Raw genomic sequence first — 21470 nt, 5'->3', positions numbered from 1 at the left:
CTCTCTGCTGCTGACGAACACAACGATTCGCAGCGACGCTGATAACACGGCGGAGCAGAACAAGTTCTTTAAAAATTAACAGCCGATAAGTGTGGGCGCTTGATGGAGTGCACTGCCGGGTTCGCCTGGCAGATGACTTAAAAAATATCAAGTGCTCACAAGTAAAGAAAATAGGTAAGTTCGCAAGAACTTAATCTGTCAGTATTTTGAGTGAGCGACGATCCTTCGGGATCTGCCAGAAATGGCAAGTAACAGAGATTAAACTGAAGAGTTTGATCCTGGCTCAGATTGAACGCTGGCGGCATGCCTTACACATGCAAGTCGAACGGCAGCACGGGGGCAACCCTGGTGGCGAGTGGCGAACGGGTGAGTAATATATCGGAACGTGCCCTGGAGTGGGGGATAACGTAGCGAAAGTTACGCTAATACCGCATACGATCTAAGGATGAAAGTGGGGGATCGCAAGACCTCATGCTCGTGGAGCGGCCGATATCTGATTAGCTAGTTGGTAGGGTAAAAGCCTACCAAGGCGACGATCAGTAGCTGGTCTGAGAGGACGACCAGCCACACTGGAACTGAGACACGGTCCAGACTCCTACGGGAGGCAGCAGTGGGGAATTTTGGACAATGGGCGCAAGCCTGATCCAGCAATGCCGCGTGAGTGAAGAAGGCCTTCGGGTTGTAAAGCTCTTTTGTCAGGGAAGAAACGGTGCGGGCTAATATCCTGTGCTAATGACGGTACCTGAAGAATAAGCACCGGCTAACTACGTGCCAGCAGCCGCGGTAATACGTAGGGTGCAAGCGTTAATCGGAATTACTGGGCGTAAAGCGTGCGCAGGCGGTTGTGTAAGTTTGTCGTGAAATCCCCGGGCTCAACCTGGGAATTGCGATGAAGACTGCACGGCTAGAGTGTGTCAGAGGGGGGTAGAATTCCACGTGTAGCAGTGAAATGCGTAGATATGTGGAGGAACACCGATGGCGAAGGCAGCCCCCTGGGATAACACTGACGCTCATGCACGAAAGCGTGGGGAGCAAACAGGATTAGATACCCTGGTAGTCCACGCCCTAAACGATGTCAACTAGTTGTCGGGTCTTAATTGACTTGGTAACGCAGCTAACGCGTGAAGTTGACCGCCTGGGGAGTACGGTCGCAAGATTAAAACTCAAAGGAATTGACGGGGACCCGCACAAGCGGTGGATGATGTGGATTAATTCGATGCAACGCGAAAAACCTTACCTACCCTTGACATGTACGGAACCCTGCTGAGAGGCGGGGGTGCTCGAAAGAGAACCGTAACACAGGTGCTGCATGGCTGTCGTCAGCTCGTGTCGTGAGATGTTGGGTTAAGTCCCGCAACGAGCGCAACCCTTGTCATTAGTTGCTACGAAAGGGCACTCTAATGAGACTGCCGGTGACAAACCGGAGGAAGGTGGGGATGACGTCAAGTCCTCATGGCCCTTATGGGTAGGGCTTCACACGTCATACAATGGTACATACAGAGGGCCGCCAACCCGCGAGGGGGAGCTAATCCCAGAAAGTGTATCGTAGTCCGGATTGGAGTCTGCAACTCGACTCCATGAAGTTGGAATCGCTAGTAATCGCGGATCAGCATGTCGCGGTGAATACGTTCCCGGGTCTTGTACACACCGCCCGTCACACCATGGGAGCGGGTTCTGCCAGAAGTAGTTAGCTTAACCGCAAGGAGGGCGATTACCACGGCAGGGTTCGTGACTGGGGTGAAGTCGTAACAAGGTAGCCGTATCGGAAGGTGCGGCTGGATCACCTCCTTTCTAGAGTTTGCACGCAAGTCAAGTGTCCACACTTATCGGTCTGTTATTTAAAGAGAACAGAAAACAGTGCATCCGAAGTTGATGCGATTGAGGTCTGATCAAGCGGGTCTGTAGCTCAGCTGGTTAGAGCACCGTGTTGATAACGCGGGGGTCGTTGGTTCGAGCCCAACCAGACCCACCAGGATTACGGGGGTTTAGCTCAGCTGGGAGAGCACCTGCTTTGCAAGCAGGGGGTCGTCGGTTCGATCCCGTCAACCTCCACCAGTTTCAAAGGTCAAACCACAGTCAGTCGTGCAAGTAGCGATGGGACTATGGTTTGGTTTTTAAGAGACCATTGGCTGTTTTGTTCTTTAACAATCTGGAAGAAGTAATAGTAAAGAAATTTATCAGTACAAGTTTGTACGCAAGTATGAATGAGTGCTGGTGGGTTGTGATTGTATCAATCATCAAGTATGAAAGTGTTCTGGCCATAAAAAGCGAGAATGACTGGATTACGGCAAACGCGACATACTCAGAATAACTCTATAGCGTCTCTCGGAAGAGAGGTCAACGTTATAGGGACAAGTGAATAAGTGCACATGGTGGATGCCTTGGCGATTACAGGCGATGAAGGACGTAGTAGCTTGCGATAAGCTGCGGGGAGCTAGCAAACGAGCTTTGATCCGCAGATTTCCGAATGGGGAAACCCACCCTTTTAGGGTATCCCACACTGAATACATAGGTGTGTGGAGGCGAACGTGGCGAACTGAAACATCTAAGTAGCTACAGGAAAAGAAATCAACCGAGATTCCCAAAGTAGTGGCGAGCGAAATGGGAAGAGCCTGCAAGATTTAGCATTTTTGATAGTGGAACGCTCTGGAAAGTGCGGCCATAGAGGGTGATAGCCCCTTACACGAAATCATTAGTGTGGAACTAAGTTTGCGACAAGTAGGGCGGGACACGTGAAATCCTGTCTGAACATGGGGGGACCATCCTCCAAGGCTAAATACTCGTAATCGACCGATAGTGAACCAGTACCGTGAGGGAAAGGCGAAAAGAACCCCGGGAGGGGAGTGAAATAGATCCTGAAACCGTGTGCATACAAACAGTAGGAGCGGACTTGTTCCGTGACTGCGTACCTTTTGTATAATGGGTCAGCGACTTACATTCAGTGGCGAGCTTAACCGAATAGGGGAGGCGCAGAGAAATCGAGTCCGAATAGGGCGACAGTCGCTGGGTGTAGACCCGAAACCAAGTGATCTACTCATGGCCAGGATGAAGGTGCCGTAACAGGTACTGGAGGTCCGAACCCACTAATGTTGAAAAATTAGGGGATGAGCTGTGGGTAGGGGTGAAAGGCTAAACAAACTTGGAAATAGCTGGTTCTCTCCGAAAACTATTTAGGTAGTGCCTCTTGTATCACCATCGGGGGTAGAGCACTGTTATGGCTAGGGGGTCATCGCGACTTACCAAACCATTGCAAACTCCGAATACCGATGAGTGCGAGCAAGGGAGACAGACGTCGGGTGCTAACGTCCGGCGTCAAGAGGGAAACAACCCAGACCGCCAGCTAAGGTCCCAAAGATTGGCTAAGTGGAAAACGAAGTGGGAAGGCTAAAACAGTCAGGAGGTTGGCTTAGAAGCAGCCATCCTTTAAAGAAAGCGTAATAGCTCACTGATCGAGTCGTCCTGCGCGGAAGATGTAACGGGGCTAAGCCAGTCACCGAAGCTGCGGATATGCGTAAGCATATGGTAGGAGAGCGTTCTGTAAGCCTGCGAAGGTGTCTTGTAAAGGATGCTGGAGGTATCAGAAGTGCGAATGCTGACATGAGTAGCGATAATGGGAGTGAAAAGCTCCCACGCCGTAAGCCCAAGGTTTCCTGTTCAACGTTCATCGGAGCAGGGTGAGTCGGCCCCTAAGGCGAGGCAGAGATGCGTAGCTGATGGGAAGCAGGTTAATATTCCTGCACCGTCGTATGATGCGATGGGGGGACGGATCGCGGAAGGTTGTCCGACTGTTGGAATAGTCGGTTTGTGCATCAGAGAAGGCCCTTAGGCAAATCCGGGGGCGTAATTCAAGGGTGTGCGACGAGTGGCCTTGTGCCGCGAAGCAATCGGAAGTGGTTCCAAGAAAAGCCTCTAAGCTTCAGTCATACGAGACCGTACCGCAAACCGACACAGGTGGGCGAGATGAGTATTCTAAGGCGCTTGAGAGAACTCGGGAGAAGGAACTCGGCAAATTGGTACCGTAACTTCGGGATAAGGTACGCCCTAGTAGTTTGACTGGCCCGCGCCAGGAGGATGAAAGGGTTGCAATAAAATGGTGGCTGCGACTGTTTAATAAAAACACAGCACTCTGCAAACACGAAAGTGGACGTATAGGGTGTGACGCCTGCCCGGTGCTGGAAGATTAAATGATGGGGTGCAAGCTCTTGATTGAAGTCCCAGTAAACGGCGGCCGTAACTATAACGGTCCTAAGGTAGCGAAATTCCTTGTCGGGTAAGTTCCGACCTGCACGAATGGCGTAACGATGGCCACACTGTCTCCTCCCGAGACTCAGCGAAGTTGAAATGTTTGTGATGATGCAATCTACCCGCGGCTAGACGGAAAGACCCCATGAACCTTTACTGTAGCTTTGCATTGGACTTTGAACCAATCTGTGTAGGATAGGTGGGAGGCTTTGAAGCGGGGGCGCTAGCTCTCGTGGAGCCAACCTTGAAATACCACCCTGGTTTGTTTGAGGTTCTAACCTTGGCCCGTTATCCGGGTCGGGGACAGTGCATGGTAGGCAGTTTGACTGGGGCGGTCTCCTCCCAAAGTGTAACGGAGGAGTTCGAAGGTACGCTAGGTACGGTCGGACATCGTGCTAATAGTGCAATGGCATAAGCGTGCTTAACTGCGAGACTGACAAGTCGAGCAGGTACGAAAGTAGGACATAGTGATCCGGTGGTTCTGTATGGAAGGGCCATCGCTCAACGGATAAAAGGTACTCTGGGGATAACAGGCTGATTCCTCCCAAGAGTTCATATCGACGGGGGAGTTTGGCACCTCGATGTCGGCTCATCACATCCTGGGGCTGTAGCCGGTCCCAAGGGTATGGCTGTTCGCCATTTAAAGTGGTACGTGAGCTGGGTTTAAAACGTCGTGAGACAGTTTGGTCCCTATCTGCCGTGGGCGTTGGAAGTTTGAAGGGGGCTGCTCCTAGTACGAGAGGACCGGAGTGGACGAACCTCTGGTGTACCGGTTGTCACGCCAGTGGCATTGCCGGGTAGCTAAGTTCGGAAGAGATAACCGCTGAAAGCATCTAAGCGGGAAACTTGCCTTAAGATGAGACTTCCCGGGAGTTTAACTCCCCTAAAGGGTCGTTCGAGACCAGGACGTTGATAGGCTGGGTGTGGAAGTGCAGTAATGCATTAAGCTAACCAGTACTAATTGCCCGTGCGGCTTGTCCCTATAACCTTGATGTTATAGTTGATGAGTAAGCTGTGGATGCCATGATCGATTCTGGCAATCACAACCGCCAATTAAGTTGTACCCTAAACTATTGCTTCTTCCCAGATTGCGTTGTTTGCGATCCCCAAAGTAACGGGGACCACAAGCGACACTACAAGTTATGCCTGATGACCATAGCAAGTTGGTACCACCCCTTCCCATCCCGAACAGGACCGTGAAACGACTTCGCGCCGATGATAGTGCTGCAACCAGTGTGAAAGTAGGTCATCGTCAGGCTATTTACCTAGAAACGCCCCACCCTCGAAAGAGCGTGGGGCGTTTCGCTTTGCAGTAACGCTTTTTTTCATCCTGTGGTGTCGCCATGTCAAAATCGGCACGATGACGCACGCTTGTCGCTTTGGTATCCGATCGGCGACAATGCGTGCGAACACGTCCAAATAAAACCAGCCCGGAAATAATGATGAAAAAGTGGCTTGCACTGATGCTGTCTATCCTGGCGACCGTGGCAATTGCAGACACGGCGGCGCCAGTCCCGCCGCAATACACGCCAGAGCAGATTTCCGCTTGCATCAGTAAATCTTCTGCCCAGTATCAGATTCATCCACACGTCGTTTATGCGATTGCGAAATGGGAAAGCAACTTCAACCCCGGCGCACTAGGCAAGCCAAATAAGAATGGCACGCAGGATCACGGCATTATGCAAATCAATGATTGGTGGCTGGACAAAGTGTTGTGGAAGTACGGTATTAAAAAAGCGGATTTGTATGATGCCTGTCGCAATATCGAGATCGGCACATGGATCCTGGCGCAATGCATTCAGCAACACGGCCAGGTCTGGCGTGCGGTTGGGTGCTATAACGCCCGCTCAATCGACAAGCAAGATGCATACATCAAGAATGTCATGGCGACATTTCACAAAGTGCGTAAACAAGCGGGCTTGCAATAACGTCTAGTAAGCTACCTTTGTATCTATTTGGCCACGGAAAAGTTGTCAATTTGTATTAAATAATGTTATACCTATAACTAATTGCCTTATATCACATATATAATCTGCTCATAACGAATACAAAATTGACAATTTTTTAGCGTTGGCCAGGTCCGTCCTCGGGACTGTCGCTATGCATATGTCAATGTTGTAAGAGACAGGTAGTGCGGATATAGGGTGAGAGCTGATGAAGCGTAAGGTTGTGATTGCCTTGATGGCAATACTGCCGGCAACTGTGCTGGCGGCTGACTGTGAACCAGTGGCCGATTACAGAGTGGGTTACGTTGCTTACAAAGCCCGTCCACTCGAACAATCCTTGCAGCGCATGTTGCGAGGTTCTCCCTATAAGGCGATTGTCGACGGTGGTGCACCAGCGGCGCAACGGACCAAGCGCTTGGCCGGGCCTTTATCCCGGACCTTTGACAGCCTTGCCAGTCAATTTGAATTGCAGTGGCAACAGGAAGGTTGCCTGGTGCGTTTCAGTGCCAAGGCGCCGAGAGCATCCACGTCGCCTGCCAATTCCCGCGTAACCATTACGCCAGCATCTCCCGTTGCGGAAGTGCGTATCCAGGATTCGTCCAGCCAATCCGCCGTAACCGCGTGGGCGTTGCAGGCGGGTCGGCCGATTCATCTCCAGTTTGCTGACTGGGCACGCACTGCAGGATGGACATTCGAGTGGCGTCTGGAAAAGAGCTGGATAGTGCCCGCTGCGGCGCAATTTTCCGGATCCTTTGACGACGCCCTCGCCCACGCGGTGGAAGCGCTGCATGCGCAGGGCAAGCCGGTACGCTTGATTTTGTGGGATGGAAACCGTTTTGCGGAGATCGTTGATGTCGATGCCAAGTAAAAAGCTATTTCTGGCGGGCCTGTTCGGCATGCTGCTTGCGGGTTGTGTCTCATTCGATGAAGTCTCTAAGACGATTTCGGATTCGCGCGCCAGTGCCGAGGGTGCAGTCGCACAACAGAACCAGATGCGCAAGTCCGGCGCCGTGGTTCGCATGGGCAGCGCCAAGCTGGCCGGTAATGAAGTGCCGGTAAAGGCGGCGCAGCAGCTCCCGCAGAATTTTAATCGGCCGTTCGCGTATTTGTCGGCGCATCAGCCGCTTTCCGCCATCCTGGGTGAAGTGGGGCGGCGCACAGGAATGGCAACTGCCATTCAACCATCGGACAGGGCCACTAACAATGCAGGAGCTTCGGCTGCGGTGACGCCTGGCATGCCGAATTTTTCCGGTGGCGCGGACGCGCCAATCGCGGTGGACTGGAACGGCGATCTGAAGGGCTTGCTCGATTATCTGGCGACGACTGCACGGATGTACTGGAAGTATGAAGATGGCCGGATTTATTTTTTCAAGTCCGAAACCCGCAGCTTCCATGTCTTTTTACCGGCGGGGAAACGTGCGGTTAAATCCTCGATTTCTTTGACCGGAACCGGTAGTGGTAATTCCGGAGGCAGCAATGGCGGTGGCTCAGGCGGCAACGGGGGCAGCAATGGCGGTGGCGGTGGCACCGTCGGCGGGACAGTCGATGTCGCATCCAGCATGGAAATCGATGCCTACGATGCCATTGTCAAGTCGGTGCAGGCAATCGTCTCTTCTGCCGAAGGCGTCCAGCCTACGTCCGGCGGTGGGGCCGCGAATGGTGGTTCGGTTGCCGGTTCAAGAAATGTCGTCGCCAATCCATCTCTTGGGCTGATTACGGTAACTGGCACGCCAGAGATTCTGGATCGGGTTGCAAGTCATGTACGTAGCGTGAATGAGCGTTTCGCCCAGAATGTGATGATTGGCGTGAAGGTCTACAACCTGACCGTGAACAAGGGGGTCAATGCGGGGGTGTCGCTGCAAGCAGCCTATAGGAGTTTGACCGACAGGCTTGGCGTAACACTGGCTGGGGCCCCCAACATGGCTCCATTGAATTCTGCGATACCGGGCACACTGGTGATCGATGCCGTCTCCGGCAACTGGACCGGTTCGCAATTGCTGCTTCAGGCAATGGAGCAGATCGGCAACGTGCAGTACGTCACTTCGGGTCAGGTCATTGCAGCGAACGGCCAGCCGAGTCCATTGCAGGTAGCGACAGAGTTCAGTTACGTTTCCGAACGAACGCCTGCAACGATTACGCTTGGCAGCGTTATTCCTGGCAAGGTCACATCAACGATTCGTAGCGTCGGTTTCACAGCAAATTTCCTGCCTCTGATCCTCGGCGACAATCGCATCATGCTGCAGTATCAGATCAACCTGTCGTCACTGCTCAGCCTGGATACCTTTGGGGTAGGCGACAATGCCATCCAAATTCCTAAGGTGGCGACGCAGAGCTTGCAGCAACAGGCGTTTCTCAAAGATGGTCAATCAATCGTCCTTCTTGGATTCGAGCAGGAGCGGGCGCAACTGGACAAAGCCACCGGCTTGACTGGCATTAGCAAAAATGCCGGCTCCGACCGCAACCTGATGGTCATCGTGATGGAGGTCTTCAGTGGCAAATAAATTTTTCTGGCTGCTGGCCACCATTCTTCCAGTTACTGCGGTCGCGCAGCAGCAATTGCAGGCCGCACAACCGAATTATCTCGATGAAATGGCCAAGGTTGATGCCCAGATCGCCTACGTCCAGAAGCAGACGGAGTTGCGGGAGGCATTGCGGCGGTCTTCCGGCAACGAAGGCTTGCCGAAGGTGCTTTCCATCATGGTGGATGAGCGCGGGGGAGCGGCGCAGGTAGTCTATGCCTCCGGCATTGTACGCTGGTTGCGCAAGGGCGATTTTTTGCAGGACGGTATTCGCGTCCAGTCGATAGACAAATCCTCTGTCGTAGCGGGTGGTAATGGCGGCAAGTTCAGGTTGTCGTACTTTTCACCGCACGCCGGCGGTTCAGCCGCTGCAGCAACCGACCCTGTGTCAGCGCCGCCGCGGCTGAACATTCCGTTGCCGCCACTACCGGTAGCCACGCACGCCCCCGCGAATGTGCAGCCACCCAACCTGGCGTCTTCGGCCCCTTTGCCCACTGCCGTCTCAGCCGTTAAATAGGACTGCGTAACGTAATGCAGGTGCTAAAGAATTCCAGCATTGCCATCGGCATCGAATGGACACTGCATGACTCAGTCGCTGACGCCAGAAAGGTTGCGACTGCGAAAGGCAAGGTTCTCGCCGTGCGCAAGATCATTGCCGGTGAATGCGTGCAAGGCATTTGCACTGCGCCTCCGAAGAGCAAAAAGCTTCAGGCAGGGGCGCTGCTGGTGGCCGCTGCCGCCAACGATGCTTTGGTTTATGAAAGTCTGGGAAATGGCCTTGCCTGGGTTTGTGCCATTCGCGAAGGCATTCCCTTGCACGGCTTCGACGTCGTGGTGGATGAAGATAGTGCCAAGTCGACACTGGCAGAGGTCATGTCCTACGTGCCCGCTGCTGCGATCTATGGCAATACCACAGGCGCGAAATGCACTCTGGATGAACTCTTCGCGCAACTAAATGCTGCGGACAAGAAGGCGGCTACCCTGTCGGCGCCGAGCAGTCTCGTGACCGTGATCGCGCTTGCTGCGATTCTCGTTCTGCTGGGGGCTGCAGCGCTATTCGTTTATCGCCATCTTCAGCAAAAGACTTCCGGCGAGGCATCGACGGCAAGGCAATGGCAAAGCGCAGAAGAAGTTCGCCGCGCTCAGGAGGCTTTTAACGCCGAGGTCGCGCAGGCGCGGCTGCGATTCTGGCACGCCCGTTCACCTACCAGGCAATTTGCACTCTGGTACGACGTCTTGCGCAGCTTGCCGGTATCGGCTAACGGCTGGACGCCGAGCACCTTTACTTGTGACCTGGCGAGTTGCCAGGTGGTCTGGAAGCGCGATGCGCGAGCACTGCCTTCAGCTGCCGCCAACTTGCCTGGCAGCGCCAGTCCGCAAGCGTTCAATCCGGCGTTAAACGAAAGTACTACCAGCTTCCCTCTGGGGGCATTTGATTCAGTCACACACAGCGAGGGGATGACGAAAATCGACCGCTACCTGCTGGACGTAGGCGTCAACGTCAATCCGTTCAGGCTCATTCTTGACCAGTCACAAACAGCAGTGACGGTCACGCCACCGGCTGGAGTGGAGGGGGTGACTGCCCAAACCATTGGGCAGGAAGGTGTATGGCGTGCGACTGGCAGCAATCCTTTGCTGGCACCGGGTTTTTTGCATCGTATTGAATTGCCCGGGGTGGCATTGAACGCCATATCGATCAAGAATCTCAACCTCGGTCGTCCCCAATATACGATCGAGCTGGAGGGACGCTATCGTGTCGGCAGCTGATAGTGCATCGCCCAAGTCGGTGATCGACAGTTTTCGCGATATTCCGGAAGGGTATCTGCTTTCCCGCACTGACGGCGAGTTTCCCATGACGGAAGAATGGCGTGATATGTTTGCCGTTCTGCGTTCGGGCGATATTCATTATCTGGTCGTTGCGAGCACGTTCTTCGGTTCGGCGCATATGTTCGAACTCCGCCGCAGGATGCAGGCTGCCACCTTGGACAATATCCAGATCTTGCACACGACACAGGACGTGGTGCAGCTGATTTATCATGAGGCCGGTACTGGCAATCGCACCCGGGATGGCGAATTCACCGACATCGAATCTCTGGCCGCCGAAATCATTAGTGCTGCTGCGAGCCAGGGCGCGTCTGATATTCATATTGAGACCCGTGACCGCCGCGCCAATGTATTTTTCCGCATCAATGGCACTCGCCGCTTTCATCGTGACCTGACAGCGATTAACGCTCATTCGCTTGGCGTGGTGCTGTACTCGGTGCATGCCGATGCCGGCTCAAAAGAGGTTTCCTGGGACCCTAATCAGGTGATGGACGGGGCGCTTGAATGGGTGACCAGCACCGGCGCTACTTACCAATTACGGTTTTCGTCTGCGCCGATCTATCCCACTGGCGGTTTCCACATCGTCATACGTCTGCTGTCGATGGAAGCCAAGGGACTTGACATCGATGCGCTTGGCTATTCCGGCGAACAGAAATCGATGCTCGACATCATGAGTTCCGGCTCGTCAGGGATGGTCATCCTGTGCGGCCCCACCAACTCCGGCAAGAGCACCACGCTGCAGGCCTTGATGGGCCGTATCTATGACCGGCGCGGCGACACCATCAAGATGATCACGGTCGAGGACCCGGTCGAATATGTCATTCCAGGCGCCTGCCAGATTTCGGTGGCGAGAAAGCGCAAAACCCTGGTTGATCACAGCACCGGTTCGGCCTTCACGACATTCTTGCGAGGCACGCTGCGCCAGGATCCGGATGTGGTCATGGTCGGCGAGATCCGCGATCACGATTCCGCGAGCGTAGTGAAAGACCTGGTGCTGGCAGGGCGTAAATTGTTGGCTACCCTGCATACATACTCGGCGCTTGGCGCCTACGTGCGCTTGCGTGAAATCGGCGTGCCATGGGAAGTGCTGACCATGCCTGGATTCGTCGCTGGCATTGTGTATCAGCGCCTGGTGCCGCTGATTTGTCCGGAGTGTTCCGTCCCTCTGGTCGGCGGCGGCGCTGCACGCATACCGCGCGAAACGCTATTCCGGGTGCAGCAGGTGTCGGATCTTACCGCTGACAATGTACGGGTCAAGGGGGATGGATGCCCCTGTTGCGCGCAGAGCGGCTACAGCGGCCGTACCGTCTGCGCCGAGTTCGTCTTGCCTGACCGTGCTTTGCTTCGCTATCTCTCGGAAAATAAATTTCTTGAGGCGGAAAGCTACTGGCGCAAGTCCGGGGTCGGCGCCATTAATGGCGGAGTGACTGCGCTCGCTCATGGCATTCACAAGATGCGGCAGGGACTGGTCAGTCCGGCCGATATTGAAGACCAGATCGGTCTTTTGACTTCTGACATGGTGATGGAAGACAGCATCATCACCAGCAGTGAAGTCAGCGTCCTGTCGGGGTACAAGGCATGAGCCAGCTCGTCGAAATACTCAATGAACGTGTTGAGCGCGTTCGTGTCACCCTGGCCTGGGGCGCTACGGAGCGCAAGATGTTTTACGATCTGTGCGCCAATTTCATTGCTGACGGTGTGCCCGTATATGAGGCTATCGAGGAAATCGGCAAGCGCTGGGAAGCGCAACGCAATCCCAAGGCCCAAATCACCAATAGCCTGCTGTCAGGTTTTCGCGGGCAAGGCGGCACTGCCCTGCGCTTCGGCCAGGCCATGCAGGAATGGGCGCCATCCATGGAAGCCATGGCGATCGATGCCGGCGAGCAGTCCGGGGACATCGTCAACGGCTTGCGAATGGCATCGCGTTTGACCGAAGTGACGGCACGTATCAGGGGGACGTTGATTGGCGAAATGATGTATCCCGCTTTCTTGCTGCTTTTGTTCGGCGCCTTCCTGTACATGCTGAGCACTGCTGTCATGCCGGTATTTGCGGACATACTGCCGCGGGAAAAGTGGCCGACCGGTGCGCGAATTCTCGGTGCACTTGCCGACGCGGCGCCGTGGTTGTATGGCGGGCTGTTGTTGTTTATCGTTACCTTGCTGGGAGCATTTTCATGGAGTAAGGGCCCGTGGGTCGGGGATGTGCGCAGCTTTTTCGACCAGTGGGTGCCGCCCTGGAGTATTCAGCGGCAGGTTTCCGGCGCGATTCTGATGACATGTTTTGCCGTGCTGACCAAAGCCGGGATTCCCTTTTCGGCGGTGATTGCCAAGCTTTCGGTGACTGCCAGCGCATGGGACTTGAGCCACTTGAATCTGATGCGCAGCAAAATGCGGCGCGGCATGCGCGATGGCGATGCGATGGCGGGCCCGCTCTTCGATGAAGACGTGCGCTGGGAAATCGGCGTCTATGGCCGCCTTACCAGTTTTTCTTCCGCGCTCGAATCACTGTCCGTCAGGGTGGTTGAGCGCGTTATCAAAAAGATCCAGATGTTTGCGGGGATCCTTCGCAATCTCATCATGTTTGCCATCGCCGGGATGATCGTCTGGGTATACGGCACGTTTTTTACAATCACCATGGCAGTCAAGCAGGCAACACATTAGTTTGTTTTTTAACCCCCCTCTAGGAGTAATAATAATGAAAGCGTTAAACATCAACACTCGCAATAAAATCAACACTCTGAAGCAGCAGGCTGGTATGACCCTGACTGAATCGCTCCTCGTACTGTCCGTGGGCGCGCTGGTGGCTGTGCTGGCATATGGTGGTTACAAGATGGCGACAAATGACGTCAAGACGCAATCGCAGGCAAAGGGCACAGTCCAGTTGGTTGGCAAGATCAAGCAGGTGTTTGGAACGTCGGCAAGCTACGGCACTGCAAGTGCATCGATGTATACCACAGTTAAGAATGCCAAAATTTTGCCAGCAGACTTCAAGGATAACGGCACGGCATTTGTTAATGCTTGGGGCGGCACGGTGGTTCCGGCAGTAGGTGCCAATACCGCGCAGTTCACTATTACATTTAATGGGGTGCCGGCCGATGGGTGTATCGAATTTTTAAATGGCGTTAATAGTGCTGCATCTAGCGGGTTGACTATGGGCGGGACATCAGTGAAGACTGCTGCTGGTGACTTTGACACAGCGGCAGCCGCGACTCAATGTGCCGCCTCCACTAGTGCTACGGCGGCCACGCAGGTGGCGGTTCTTACTGCCCAATAAGCCGGAATGCCCGACATGCCCGACAATATCATGAAACATCCAGCCAACTTGCCTGAGCAATCTGGCCAGGATGGTTCGGGCGTGTTTGGCAATATCAGCGATATCCACCTGTGCGAGGATCGGCCGGAGAACTCCATGGTGTTCCCCGGTCCGCGCCGGGTTTCTCCGGAATTGATGGCGCATGTGGGTACGCTTATCTCGCGTTGCCGCGCCTTCGATAAGCAGGATTTCATGGTCACCATGAATGGCGAATTCTTTCGCGGACGCCACGAGATCCGGGCTGTCGATGGTGGCTGGTACCGGTTGAGGCGCATGCCACCCCGGCCGCCAATGCTGGATAGCCTGCCGACTAAACTGCCTGCGCCGTTGAAGCGCATGCTCATGTCACCCCGCCTGAGTCAGGGCGGACTAGTCTATGTGGTGGGAGCCCCGGCGCAAGGCAAGACCACGACGGCCTCGGCTACTCTGGTTTCGCGCCTGCAACAATACGGCGGATTTGCGCTCACAGTAGAAGATCCTCCGGAAATGCCACTCAATGGCTGGCATGAGAATGGCTATTGTTCACAGACCTGGGTGGCCGGCGACGGCGAGGCTGACTGGGCCGAATCATTTCGTGGCGTGTTGCGTAGCCAGCCGGCCGGGACGATTTCGATCCTGTATGTCGGTGAAGTACGCGATACCGAATCGGCACATGCCATGCTGCGCGCCGCAGCCAACGGCTTTCTCGTTATCTCCACGGGTTTTGGCACCGACATCATTTCCGGGCTCGAGTCGCTGTACCACCTGGCTGGAGCGCAGTCGACGTGGCTGACTTCTTTTTCGGGCCTGTTGCGACTGGTGGTGCATCAGCGCATCGTCAATGAGCAACTGGTTGCCAGTTCGCTGGCGTCTCTTAGCGGTACAACCGCGGTTGCCGCCAAAATCCGTACTGGTAATTTCAACAACCTCTTGACCGACATACAGTTCCAGTCCAATCAGGCTATGCTCGGATTGGATGTATTCGAGGATCAGGCGAGCTAAGCCATGTGGATCGCTATCCTTGCGGCCGGATTGCTTTCGCTGATCGTGGCGAACAGTTTTTATACCGATTTCATGGTCAGGGAAATTCCCTGGAATGCCAATGAACGTGTAAAGGATGCTGGTAATTTCCATGCATTTGCGACGGCGGCTGAGCTTTTCATGCGTGACCATGGAGGCGACCCTGCTTATCTTCCGACGGGAGCAAAATTGGCGGATGGGACATCGATCGTGCGCTGGACGGGCTATAGCATGGGCAGCGTGAATGTCAAAGGCTTGAGCGAGGCAAAGGGACTTCCTGCAGGGTTAGCCCAGGCGGCAATTGATCCGACTTGGCGCATCCGGACTACGGGGAGCGGCTATGTATTATGCACCGGCATGACGGCAGGTGGCGTGGTCAGGATGGCCAACCTTCCCGACAGCCCGCTGTGGAATCCGGCCATTACCTGGCAGCAGGCTAATTTGACAGTTAATAACGGCACCAATGCTGTGGAGATGGTGACGTTCGATGTTGATGCGGCGAGCGCTGCGCTGTGCAAGTGCGATCCCACCATGTCGTCAGGAGCGACGCAATGTCTATGATTTTCTATTCCGCCAGATGTAGTGCTTCCCGCAGCAATGCGCAACAAGGCATTACGATGGTTGAAACCATTCTCGCGCTGGCCGTTGCATCGGTAATGCTGTTCATGCTGAACCAGTGGCTGAAATCCGCCAACGATGATTTGCGTGCCAAGCGCAATGCGGATTCGCTGCAACAGTTTTCACAGATAGCCGGTCATTATCTTGACGCCAATCGCAATGCGCTTGTTGCGGTGATGAGTGCGAGCGTCAATGATGCCGCAGCCAAGGCAGAGGCCGCCAAGTATTGTGTACTGAACGGTGTCACCGCAAATCCGGCATTTAATCCGCGGTTGGCGGCCGGGTCTGGCAAGGCTACCTGCGCGGTCGATGCACAATGGTTGATCAGCAAGAAATTTCTGCCTGACGGATTCGGTTTGACCAATGCATATGGCCAGAAATGGGTGGCAGTTTATCGCCTGGTGTATGCGGACTACGATAGCAGCGGCGCCATCGGGGCTGCCGAGCAGCAGGGTGATGTCGAGATGCTGGTAGCAGCTACCGGCGGTAATCCCACGCAAAACAATGAACTTGGCATGACGGTGCAGTTGATGGGAGGTGTTGCAGGCATGTATCCAACTTCCTCGGATCCGGTTGCCGGTTGTGCGGACGGCTATATATGCGGCCCGGGCGGCTGGCGCGTTCTGGCATCCGATTTTGAATTTTCCTACAATTAGGGCAGCGGTACAGCGATGCAATTACGGCAGATTTTTTTATTGTGCGCGGGACTGCTGGCCATGCCGGTGGCTGCCGACGCAGCTGATCTAACGCTCAAGCCTGGAAGTGCCGCCGCCTTTATTCTGAAGCCGGCGCGGGCCGCCAGCGCCGATACTACTGCGCCGGTCACGACCGCTGGACCGACTGTGTCCGGCACCAGCGACATCGCAACCTCACTTTCGGCAACCATCAATGAAGCTGGCGTCGGCTATTACCTGGTACAGCCGGCCGCGGCTGCAGCGCCGAACGTGGCTACAGTATTGGCCAGCGGCACGAGTTTTTCCATGGCTGCCAATACTGCCAATACACAGAACATTGTCGGGCTGACTGGCTCCACTAGTTATCTGCTTTACTTCGTTGCCAGGGATACGCGCAACAATGTGCAGACAGCCGTTGCCAGCGTCGCATTTACAACCCTGGCCGATACGACGCCGCCAATTACGACGGCCGGCCCAAGTATTCCTGCCAAGTCGGATACCGCAGCCACGCTCTCGGCGACGTTGAATGAAACCGGTATAGGCTACTACCTGGTGAAACTGGCAACCGATCCGGCACCCAGCGTAGCCTCCGTCAAGGCGGGTACGCCGATCGCCATGTCAGCCAACGCATCTGCAAGTACCAATATCACCGGCCTGACGGGATCGACCAATTACATCGTTTATTTCATCGCCAAGGATGCCAGCAACAACTGGCAAGCCTCCGCATCGCAAGTTGCGCTGGCGACCGATGCGGATACGACGCCACCGAACACGACAGCCGGCCCGAGCGTTTCGGCAACGACTGCAACGACCACGGTGCTTTCCGCAACCATCAATGAGGCGGGCACAGGTTATTACCTGGTGCAACTGGATGCTGCTGCGGCACCGAGCGTTGCTACTTTGCTGGCCAGTCCAAATAATTTCGCCATGGTAGCCAACACGGCCGCTAATCCAGGCGTTACCGGACTGACAGCTGGTACCGCCTACAAAATTTATTTCGTTGCAAAGGACGCCAGCAACAACGTCCAGGCAGCGGTGCAGATGGCAGCCTTTTCCACGACAGCGAATCCGTGTTTCAGTGCCACGAATTCTGCGCACGCCAGCGCTGGGAGGGCTAGTTATAGCTTTGTCAGTTTTGCATGGCGTTACCTGGCCAATGGTTCGAGCAACGATATGGGAACGCTTGGGACTACCACGACCAAGTTGCGTCAAACCGGAGCAAACTATTTCATTATTGATGCCTCTTGCCCTTAGTCATGGAACGAATAAAATACATCAGGCTTGGGACTGAATTTATGCAGAAACGATTGAATGCCCGAGTCAGGAAATGCGCGACTGCCATAACGTTGCTGGGTACCGCAATGCTGTTACCCACGCTCGGATTCGGTGCGAACGTAGTGGTTACGGCGGGAAGCTCTGCAGCCTACGTGTTTTGCCCCAAGTCCAAAAATAGCTGCCAGAAAAGTACTGTCGGGCGCTGGATGTTCAAGTTGCAGCACGAAGATCAGGTTGCGGACGTCTCCAAGAAGCAGGATGCTTTCAGAAATGGCGGAACCAGCGGCAACCGCTTGTTGTGGAATACCGGAACTGCCGCGCTCCAGGTCATTGACCGGGTATATGTCGGTTACGGCGAGTTCAAGACGGATCCCGCCGACCCGACCAAAGGGACCTTTTCGGGCATTGTTGACATGCCGCCGCTGGCTGCGCCCGCCAGTTGTCCTTCGTATTCGAACTACTGCACCATGGCGGGCCCGGGAACCGGCCTGACTACCGATACGCCATTCCGCTCGTGCACCACCACCTATACCTGGACGGCTTTTGGCGGTCCTGCCACGGCGGCGGGGACCAGCTGGAACCCCAACACGGGCGTCATCGAGTGCGCGAATCCCCTGGGGAGCTTTGGCACCAACATCGGAAATGGCACCGGAAATTGCGTTGCGCATTACGTGCAGCGTCGCGGGACGAGTTTCGCCCTGTTTGGCGGCTATCATGACGATAATTTTATTTACCAGGCCCGCGTGTATAACCTGCAGATCAGGCAAGCCTTTGATTTCACGGATGCGAGTTGCACGGCACTATCGAACTAGTTTTTCCGGGCGCTGAAGCTGGCGCATATGATGAATGTCGGGAACAGCGCATCATGGCGCCAATCAGATGAATGCAAACACCCCCATCACGGATTTTGCCTTGTCCTCCGACTTCCTCGGCTGCCTGTTCGACGGCGTCATCCATGTGCGTAACGCCCGCGTGGTCTGGGCAAATGACGCTGCCAGAAAACTTCTTGGCCTTGCCGAAAATATCGAAGGCGCCGCAATCAGCCAGATCTCGCCTGAGGCGCAGGGGATCATGGCGTGCGGTGAACAGGGGCGTTTTCACTTCTGGCGCCAGCGCATCGATCCGGCAACCAACATCTCGCGGCGCGATCTGTTCATCGCTGACACGCGCTGGATTGCCGATGAAGGCGGCTGCGCCAATGGGCAACTGGTGTTTCGCGACGCTTCCGATCTGGCGCTCGTTGAAAAGCGGCTGATCAATACCGCTTTCAAGGATGACAGCAGTGGATTGCTTACCGCCGTCGGTTTTGTCGATCTCGCCGACACAACATTTTCTCGCGCGCGCAAGGACGACCGCCTGACCCTAGTGGTCGTCATGTATCTTCCCGACCTGATCAATTTTGAGCTCGAGCCTGTGGTTCATGCTGGTGTGGTCAGCGACATCGCCGTGCGCATTTGCTATGCCCTGCGCGGTAACGATCTGGCGGCTTATCTCGGGCAGAGCGAGTTCGCAATCATGCTCAATAATGTCGCCCAACTCGATCAGGCATTGGCCGTGATCAAGCGCATTGCCTCGCGGGTTTCCTCGCCATTTCAATGCAAGGGCAATATCGTGCGGCTGCAGGCGCTGCTCGGGATTGCCATTTACGGCGTGGACGGGCAGGCCGCCAAACCCCTGATGGAAGCAGCAGCGCGCGCAAGTGCCGAAGGTCATCTGGAGGATCCAGGTACATTCTTTTCTATTACGTTCGCCAACAAGGAAATTCAATGGAAGTCGGAGCGTGAGGCCGTAAGGGCGGAACGGCTCAGGCAGGAAGTCCTGCAGGGGAATACGCAGTTCGATGTCGCTTTTTTTGATGGCGAAGCAGGCTCGGCATGTTTGATTACCCCCGTGCTGGCGGGATTTTCCGAAGAAGAGATCTGGGCCGCTTATGAACTGGAAAGTACTGCGCCAAATCTGGTTCGGGCGATGATCGACCATTCGTCTACTGTCACGAGCGATATTTTTATCTTCAGCTACCCTGAACGCCATAGCAAGATCGGTAACAACGCCATGGTCATGCTTGCTGCAACGCGCGGTCTCGCGCTTTCGCAATTTTTCAGTTGTCCAGCCGAGGTCGCGCAATTGCCGGCCGGCGAGGGGCTACGCATCGCAGCGCGCTGGAACGGCAACAAGTCATTGTCGAGCTTGCGTTCGGCTGGCGTGAGTTTGTTGCTTGTCAAAGAGGCCCTCGACGATCCTCTTCTGGCCGCAGAAGTTTCAGTTGCCAAGCAGTTTTTTAAGGTGTTTACCTTGCGCGCCGACTAAGCTTGTAACCATGGCATGCGGTCAGTTATGCCAAATCAAATGATGTGAATTTCTCCTCTTGGCCTCTCATATTCATGGGAGGCACGCGTGGCAACTTCCCCTGTATCGTTTGTATTGTAAAAAATACAATTACTATTGGGGTGGAATGCCATGCAAAAACAGACAAACCAGACTGGCGCGGGATTTTCATTGGTCGAAGTGCTTGTCTCCTTGTGCCTGTTGTCGATTGGTGTGATGGGGGCGGCTTCGATGCAGTTGTCGGCGCTGCGCTCGACCCAGCAATCCGGCTTTTACAACATTGCGTTGCAACTGGCGACGGAAATCGCCGAGCAAGTCCGTAACACCTCCGGGACAAGTTTTGGCGCAGGCAGCAATCCACTCCTGACACTGGATTTCAAAAGCAGCGAACAAGTTCCAGGCGCGACTGGCCTTTGCTGGGACGTCGGAAGCAGCTGCGACGGCGCGGATATGGCGGCGTTTGGCGCATACGAGGTGCAACGACGGCTCAAGACCATGTTGCCGCAGGGGCAAATCAAAGTCTGTCGTGACGCAGCTCCCTGGGACGACCAGGCGCATTCCTATCGATGGGATTGTGATGGCGCCGGCAGCGACGCGCCCATTGTAGTCAAGTTGGGCTGGCGTGACCCCGGCAAGGGGCAGGCTGGCGCCGCAAAACCTGATGCAGTGCCGCAGCTGGTCTTGCAGGTGCAATCCTGAGTGGAGCGCCGCATGTGCCCAAATGCCCATTCTCGTTGCTGCGGCAGGATGCATCACGCAGGACTAACCCTGGTCGAGCTGATGGTCTCGATGTCGCTGAGTCTGCTGGTAGTGCTTGCTGCCACGCTACTGCTATCGAGTAGCAAATCTAGCTATATCACTAACGATAATGCAGTGGTGATCCAGGAAAGCGGGCGCCATGCGCTTGAAATCATCGCCAGGGCCTTGCGTCAATCCGGGTACCAGGACTGGGATGGCGGGGGCGCCGTCAGGCTGGCGGCTGCAGCAGAAAGCGCCAGCCTGACCGGCATCGATGCCCGCAGCCTGAAAAGTACCGGCACGGCGATGGATGCGCCGGTCAAGAAGTCCATCAACGGCAGCGATGTGCTTGGCATCCGCTTTCATGGCGCCGGCGTTGGCGACCAGGGTGACGAAACCATGCTCAATTGTGCCGGCTTTGGCGTACCGTCGTCACTCAAGGATGGTGCGGACGGGGAGCGTGGCTGGAGCATTTTTTTCGTTGCGGAAGATGCCGCGGGCGAGCCGGAATTGCGCTGCAAGTACAAGGGGAAAAGCAGCTGGACCGCCGTGGCCATAGCGCGCGGGGTAGAGTCATTCCAGATCCTGTATGGCCTCGACGGTGATGGCGACGGCGTTGCCAACGCATTCATGAGCGCCAGCCAGATCGATACCCTTGATGAGGCGCTGCTGTTGAGCGGGGCTTCCAGCGCCGAGCAAGCCATCGATAAAAATCGCAAAACCCACTGGAAGAAAATTGTCGCCATCAAGGCGGCGCTCCTGATACGTGACGAAAATCCTGTTCGTGCCGATGTCCTTGCAAAGACGTTTGACTTGTTTGGCAAGGACTATGCCGATGCAGCCGGCAATGCTGATCCAGGAACACGGATCGACGAAAAAACGCTCCCTGCAAAAAGCCGTAACCGGATGCGGAAATTATTCACCGCCACCATACAGTTGCGCAATCAGGATATGGGGAACCCGTCATGATGCGGCAAAAAATACGTAGCAGGGCGTC

General features: G+C 55.1%; 16 protein-coding genes, 2 tRNA genes and 3 rRNA genes. All 21 read left to right on the top strand.

From position 1 onward, the window contains the following. Positions 1–260: 260 nt before the first annotated feature. The 21 genes from EKL02_RS14315 to EKL02_RS14215 all read left to right on the top strand — a co-directional run bounded on the left by EKL02_RS14315 (position 261) and on the right by EKL02_RS14215 (position 21442). Positions 261–1791 (top strand): 16S ribosomal RNA (locus EKL02_RS14315). Positions 1792–1895: 104 nt separating this feature from the next. Continuing rightward, a tRNA-Ile gene (locus EKL02_RS14310) sits at positions 1896–1972 on the top strand. Positions 1973–1979: 7 nt separating this feature from the next. Then, positions 1980–2055, top strand: a tRNA-Ala gene (locus EKL02_RS14305). 294 nt (positions 2056–2349) lie between these two features. Further along, a 23S ribosomal RNA gene (locus EKL02_RS14300) occupies positions 2350–5224 on the top strand. 163 nt (positions 5225–5387) lie between these two features. Then, a 5S ribosomal RNA gene (gene rrf / locus EKL02_RS14295) occupies positions 5388–5500 on the top strand. The 16S, 23S and 5S rRNA genes sit together here with 2 tRNA genes alongside, the layout of an rRNA operon. 184 nt (positions 5501–5684) lie before the next feature. Further along, complete coding sequence (locus tag EKL02_RS14290) at positions 5685–6170, top strand: lytic transglycosylase domain-containing protein (RefSeq protein WP_164932030.1); 486 nt, start codon at positions 5685–5687, stop codon at positions 6168–6170. 253 nt (positions 6171–6423) lie between these two features. Continuing rightward, positions 6424–7056 carry a toxin co-regulated pilus biosynthesis Q family protein gene (locus EKL02_RS14285; RefSeq protein WP_164932029.1) on the top strand — a complete coding sequence of 211 codons (633 nt, stop codon included), beginning with the start codon at positions 6424–6426 and terminating at the stop codon, positions 7054–7056. Further along, the gene (locus tag EKL02_RS14280; protein WP_164932028.1) at positions 7040–8689 is read left to right on the top strand and encodes a secretin N-terminal domain-containing protein; all 1650 of its coding nucleotides are present in this window, start codon (positions 7040–7042) and stop codon (positions 8687–8689) included. Before EKL02_RS14285 ends, EKL02_RS14280 begins: the two co-directional genes overlap by 17 nt. Beyond that, the gene (locus tag EKL02_RS14275) at positions 8679–9224 is read left to right on the top strand and encodes a hypothetical protein (protein ID WP_128902671.1); all 546 of its coding nucleotides are present in this window, start codon (positions 8679–8681) and stop codon (positions 9222–9224) included. Before EKL02_RS14280 ends, EKL02_RS14275 begins: the two co-directional genes overlap by 11 nt. A 14-nt stretch (positions 9225–9238) precedes the next feature. Beyond that, the gene (pilO2, locus tag EKL02_RS14270) at positions 9239–10474 is read left to right on the top strand and encodes a type 4b pilus protein PilO2 (RefSeq protein ID WP_128902670.1); all 1236 of its coding nucleotides are present in this window, start codon (positions 9239–9241) and stop codon (positions 10472–10474) included. Continuing rightward, on the top strand, positions 10461–12113 hold the full coding sequence (locus tag EKL02_RS14265; protein ID WP_128902669.1) for an ATPase, T2SS/T4P/T4SS family: 1653 nt from the start codon (positions 10461–10463) through the stop codon (positions 12111–12113). Before pilO2 ends, EKL02_RS14265 begins: the two co-directional genes overlap by 14 nt. Beyond that, entirely contained in the window at positions 12110–13192 is a 1083-nt protein-coding gene (locus EKL02_RS14260; RefSeq protein WP_128902668.1) for a type II secretion system F family protein, read from the top strand. The genes EKL02_RS14265 and EKL02_RS14260 overlap by 4 nt, the downstream gene beginning before the upstream one ends. A 34-nt stretch (positions 13193–13226) precedes the next feature. Next, complete coding sequence (locus EKL02_RS14255; RefSeq protein WP_128902667.1) at positions 13227–13805, top strand: type 4 pilus major pilin; 579 nt, start codon at positions 13227–13229, stop codon at positions 13803–13805. A gap of 15 nt (positions 13806–13820) precedes the next feature. Then, positions 13821–14825 carry an ATPase, T2SS/T4P/T4SS family gene (locus EKL02_RS14250; protein ID WP_164932027.1) on the top strand — a complete coding sequence of 335 codons (1005 nt, stop codon included), beginning with the start codon at positions 13821–13823 and terminating at the stop codon, positions 14823–14825. 3 nt (positions 14826–14828) lie between these two features. Further along, a complete protein-coding gene (locus tag EKL02_RS14245; protein WP_128902665.1) occupies positions 14829–15404 on the top strand; it encodes a hypothetical protein in 576 nt (191 codons plus the stop codon). Continuing rightward, a complete protein-coding gene (locus EKL02_RS14240; RefSeq protein WP_128902664.1) occupies positions 15395–16117 on the top strand; it encodes a hypothetical protein in 723 nt (240 codons plus the stop codon). Before EKL02_RS14245 ends, EKL02_RS14240 begins: the two co-directional genes overlap by 10 nt. 15 nt (positions 16118–16132) lie before the next feature. Beyond that, complete coding sequence (locus EKL02_RS14235; RefSeq protein WP_128902663.1) at positions 16133–17389, top strand: hypothetical protein; 1257 nt, start codon at positions 16133–16135, stop codon at positions 17387–17389. Between the two features lie 107 nt (positions 17390–17496). Further along, complete coding sequence (locus EKL02_RS14230; protein ID WP_128902662.1) at positions 17497–18222, top strand: hypothetical protein; 726 nt, start codon at positions 17497–17499, stop codon at positions 18220–18222. A gap of 67 nt (positions 18223–18289) precedes the next feature. Further along, positions 18290–19717 (top strand): diguanylate cyclase, encoded by a 1428-nt coding sequence (locus EKL02_RS14225; RefSeq protein ID WP_164932026.1) that lies wholly within the window; start codon positions 18290–18292, stop codon positions 19715–19717. 150 nt (positions 19718–19867) lie between these two features. After that, complete coding sequence (pilV, locus tag EKL02_RS14220; RefSeq protein ID WP_128902660.1) at positions 19868–20434, top strand: type IV pilus modification protein PilV; 567 nt, start codon at positions 19868–19870, stop codon at positions 20432–20434. Positions 20435–20482: 48 nt separating this feature from the next. Beyond that, positions 20483–21442, top strand: a complete 960-nt coding sequence (locus EKL02_RS14215; protein ID WP_128902659.1) for a PilW family protein — start codon at positions 20483–20485, stop codon at positions 21440–21442. Positions 21443–21470 lie beyond the last annotated feature (28 nt).

It is taken from the genome of Janthinobacterium sp. 17J80-10 (assembly GCF_004114795.1).
Lineage (GTDB): Bacteria > Pseudomonadota > Gammaproteobacteria > Burkholderiales > Burkholderiaceae_D > Paucimonas.
This window is presented reverse-complemented; position numbering and strand designations above follow the sequence as displayed.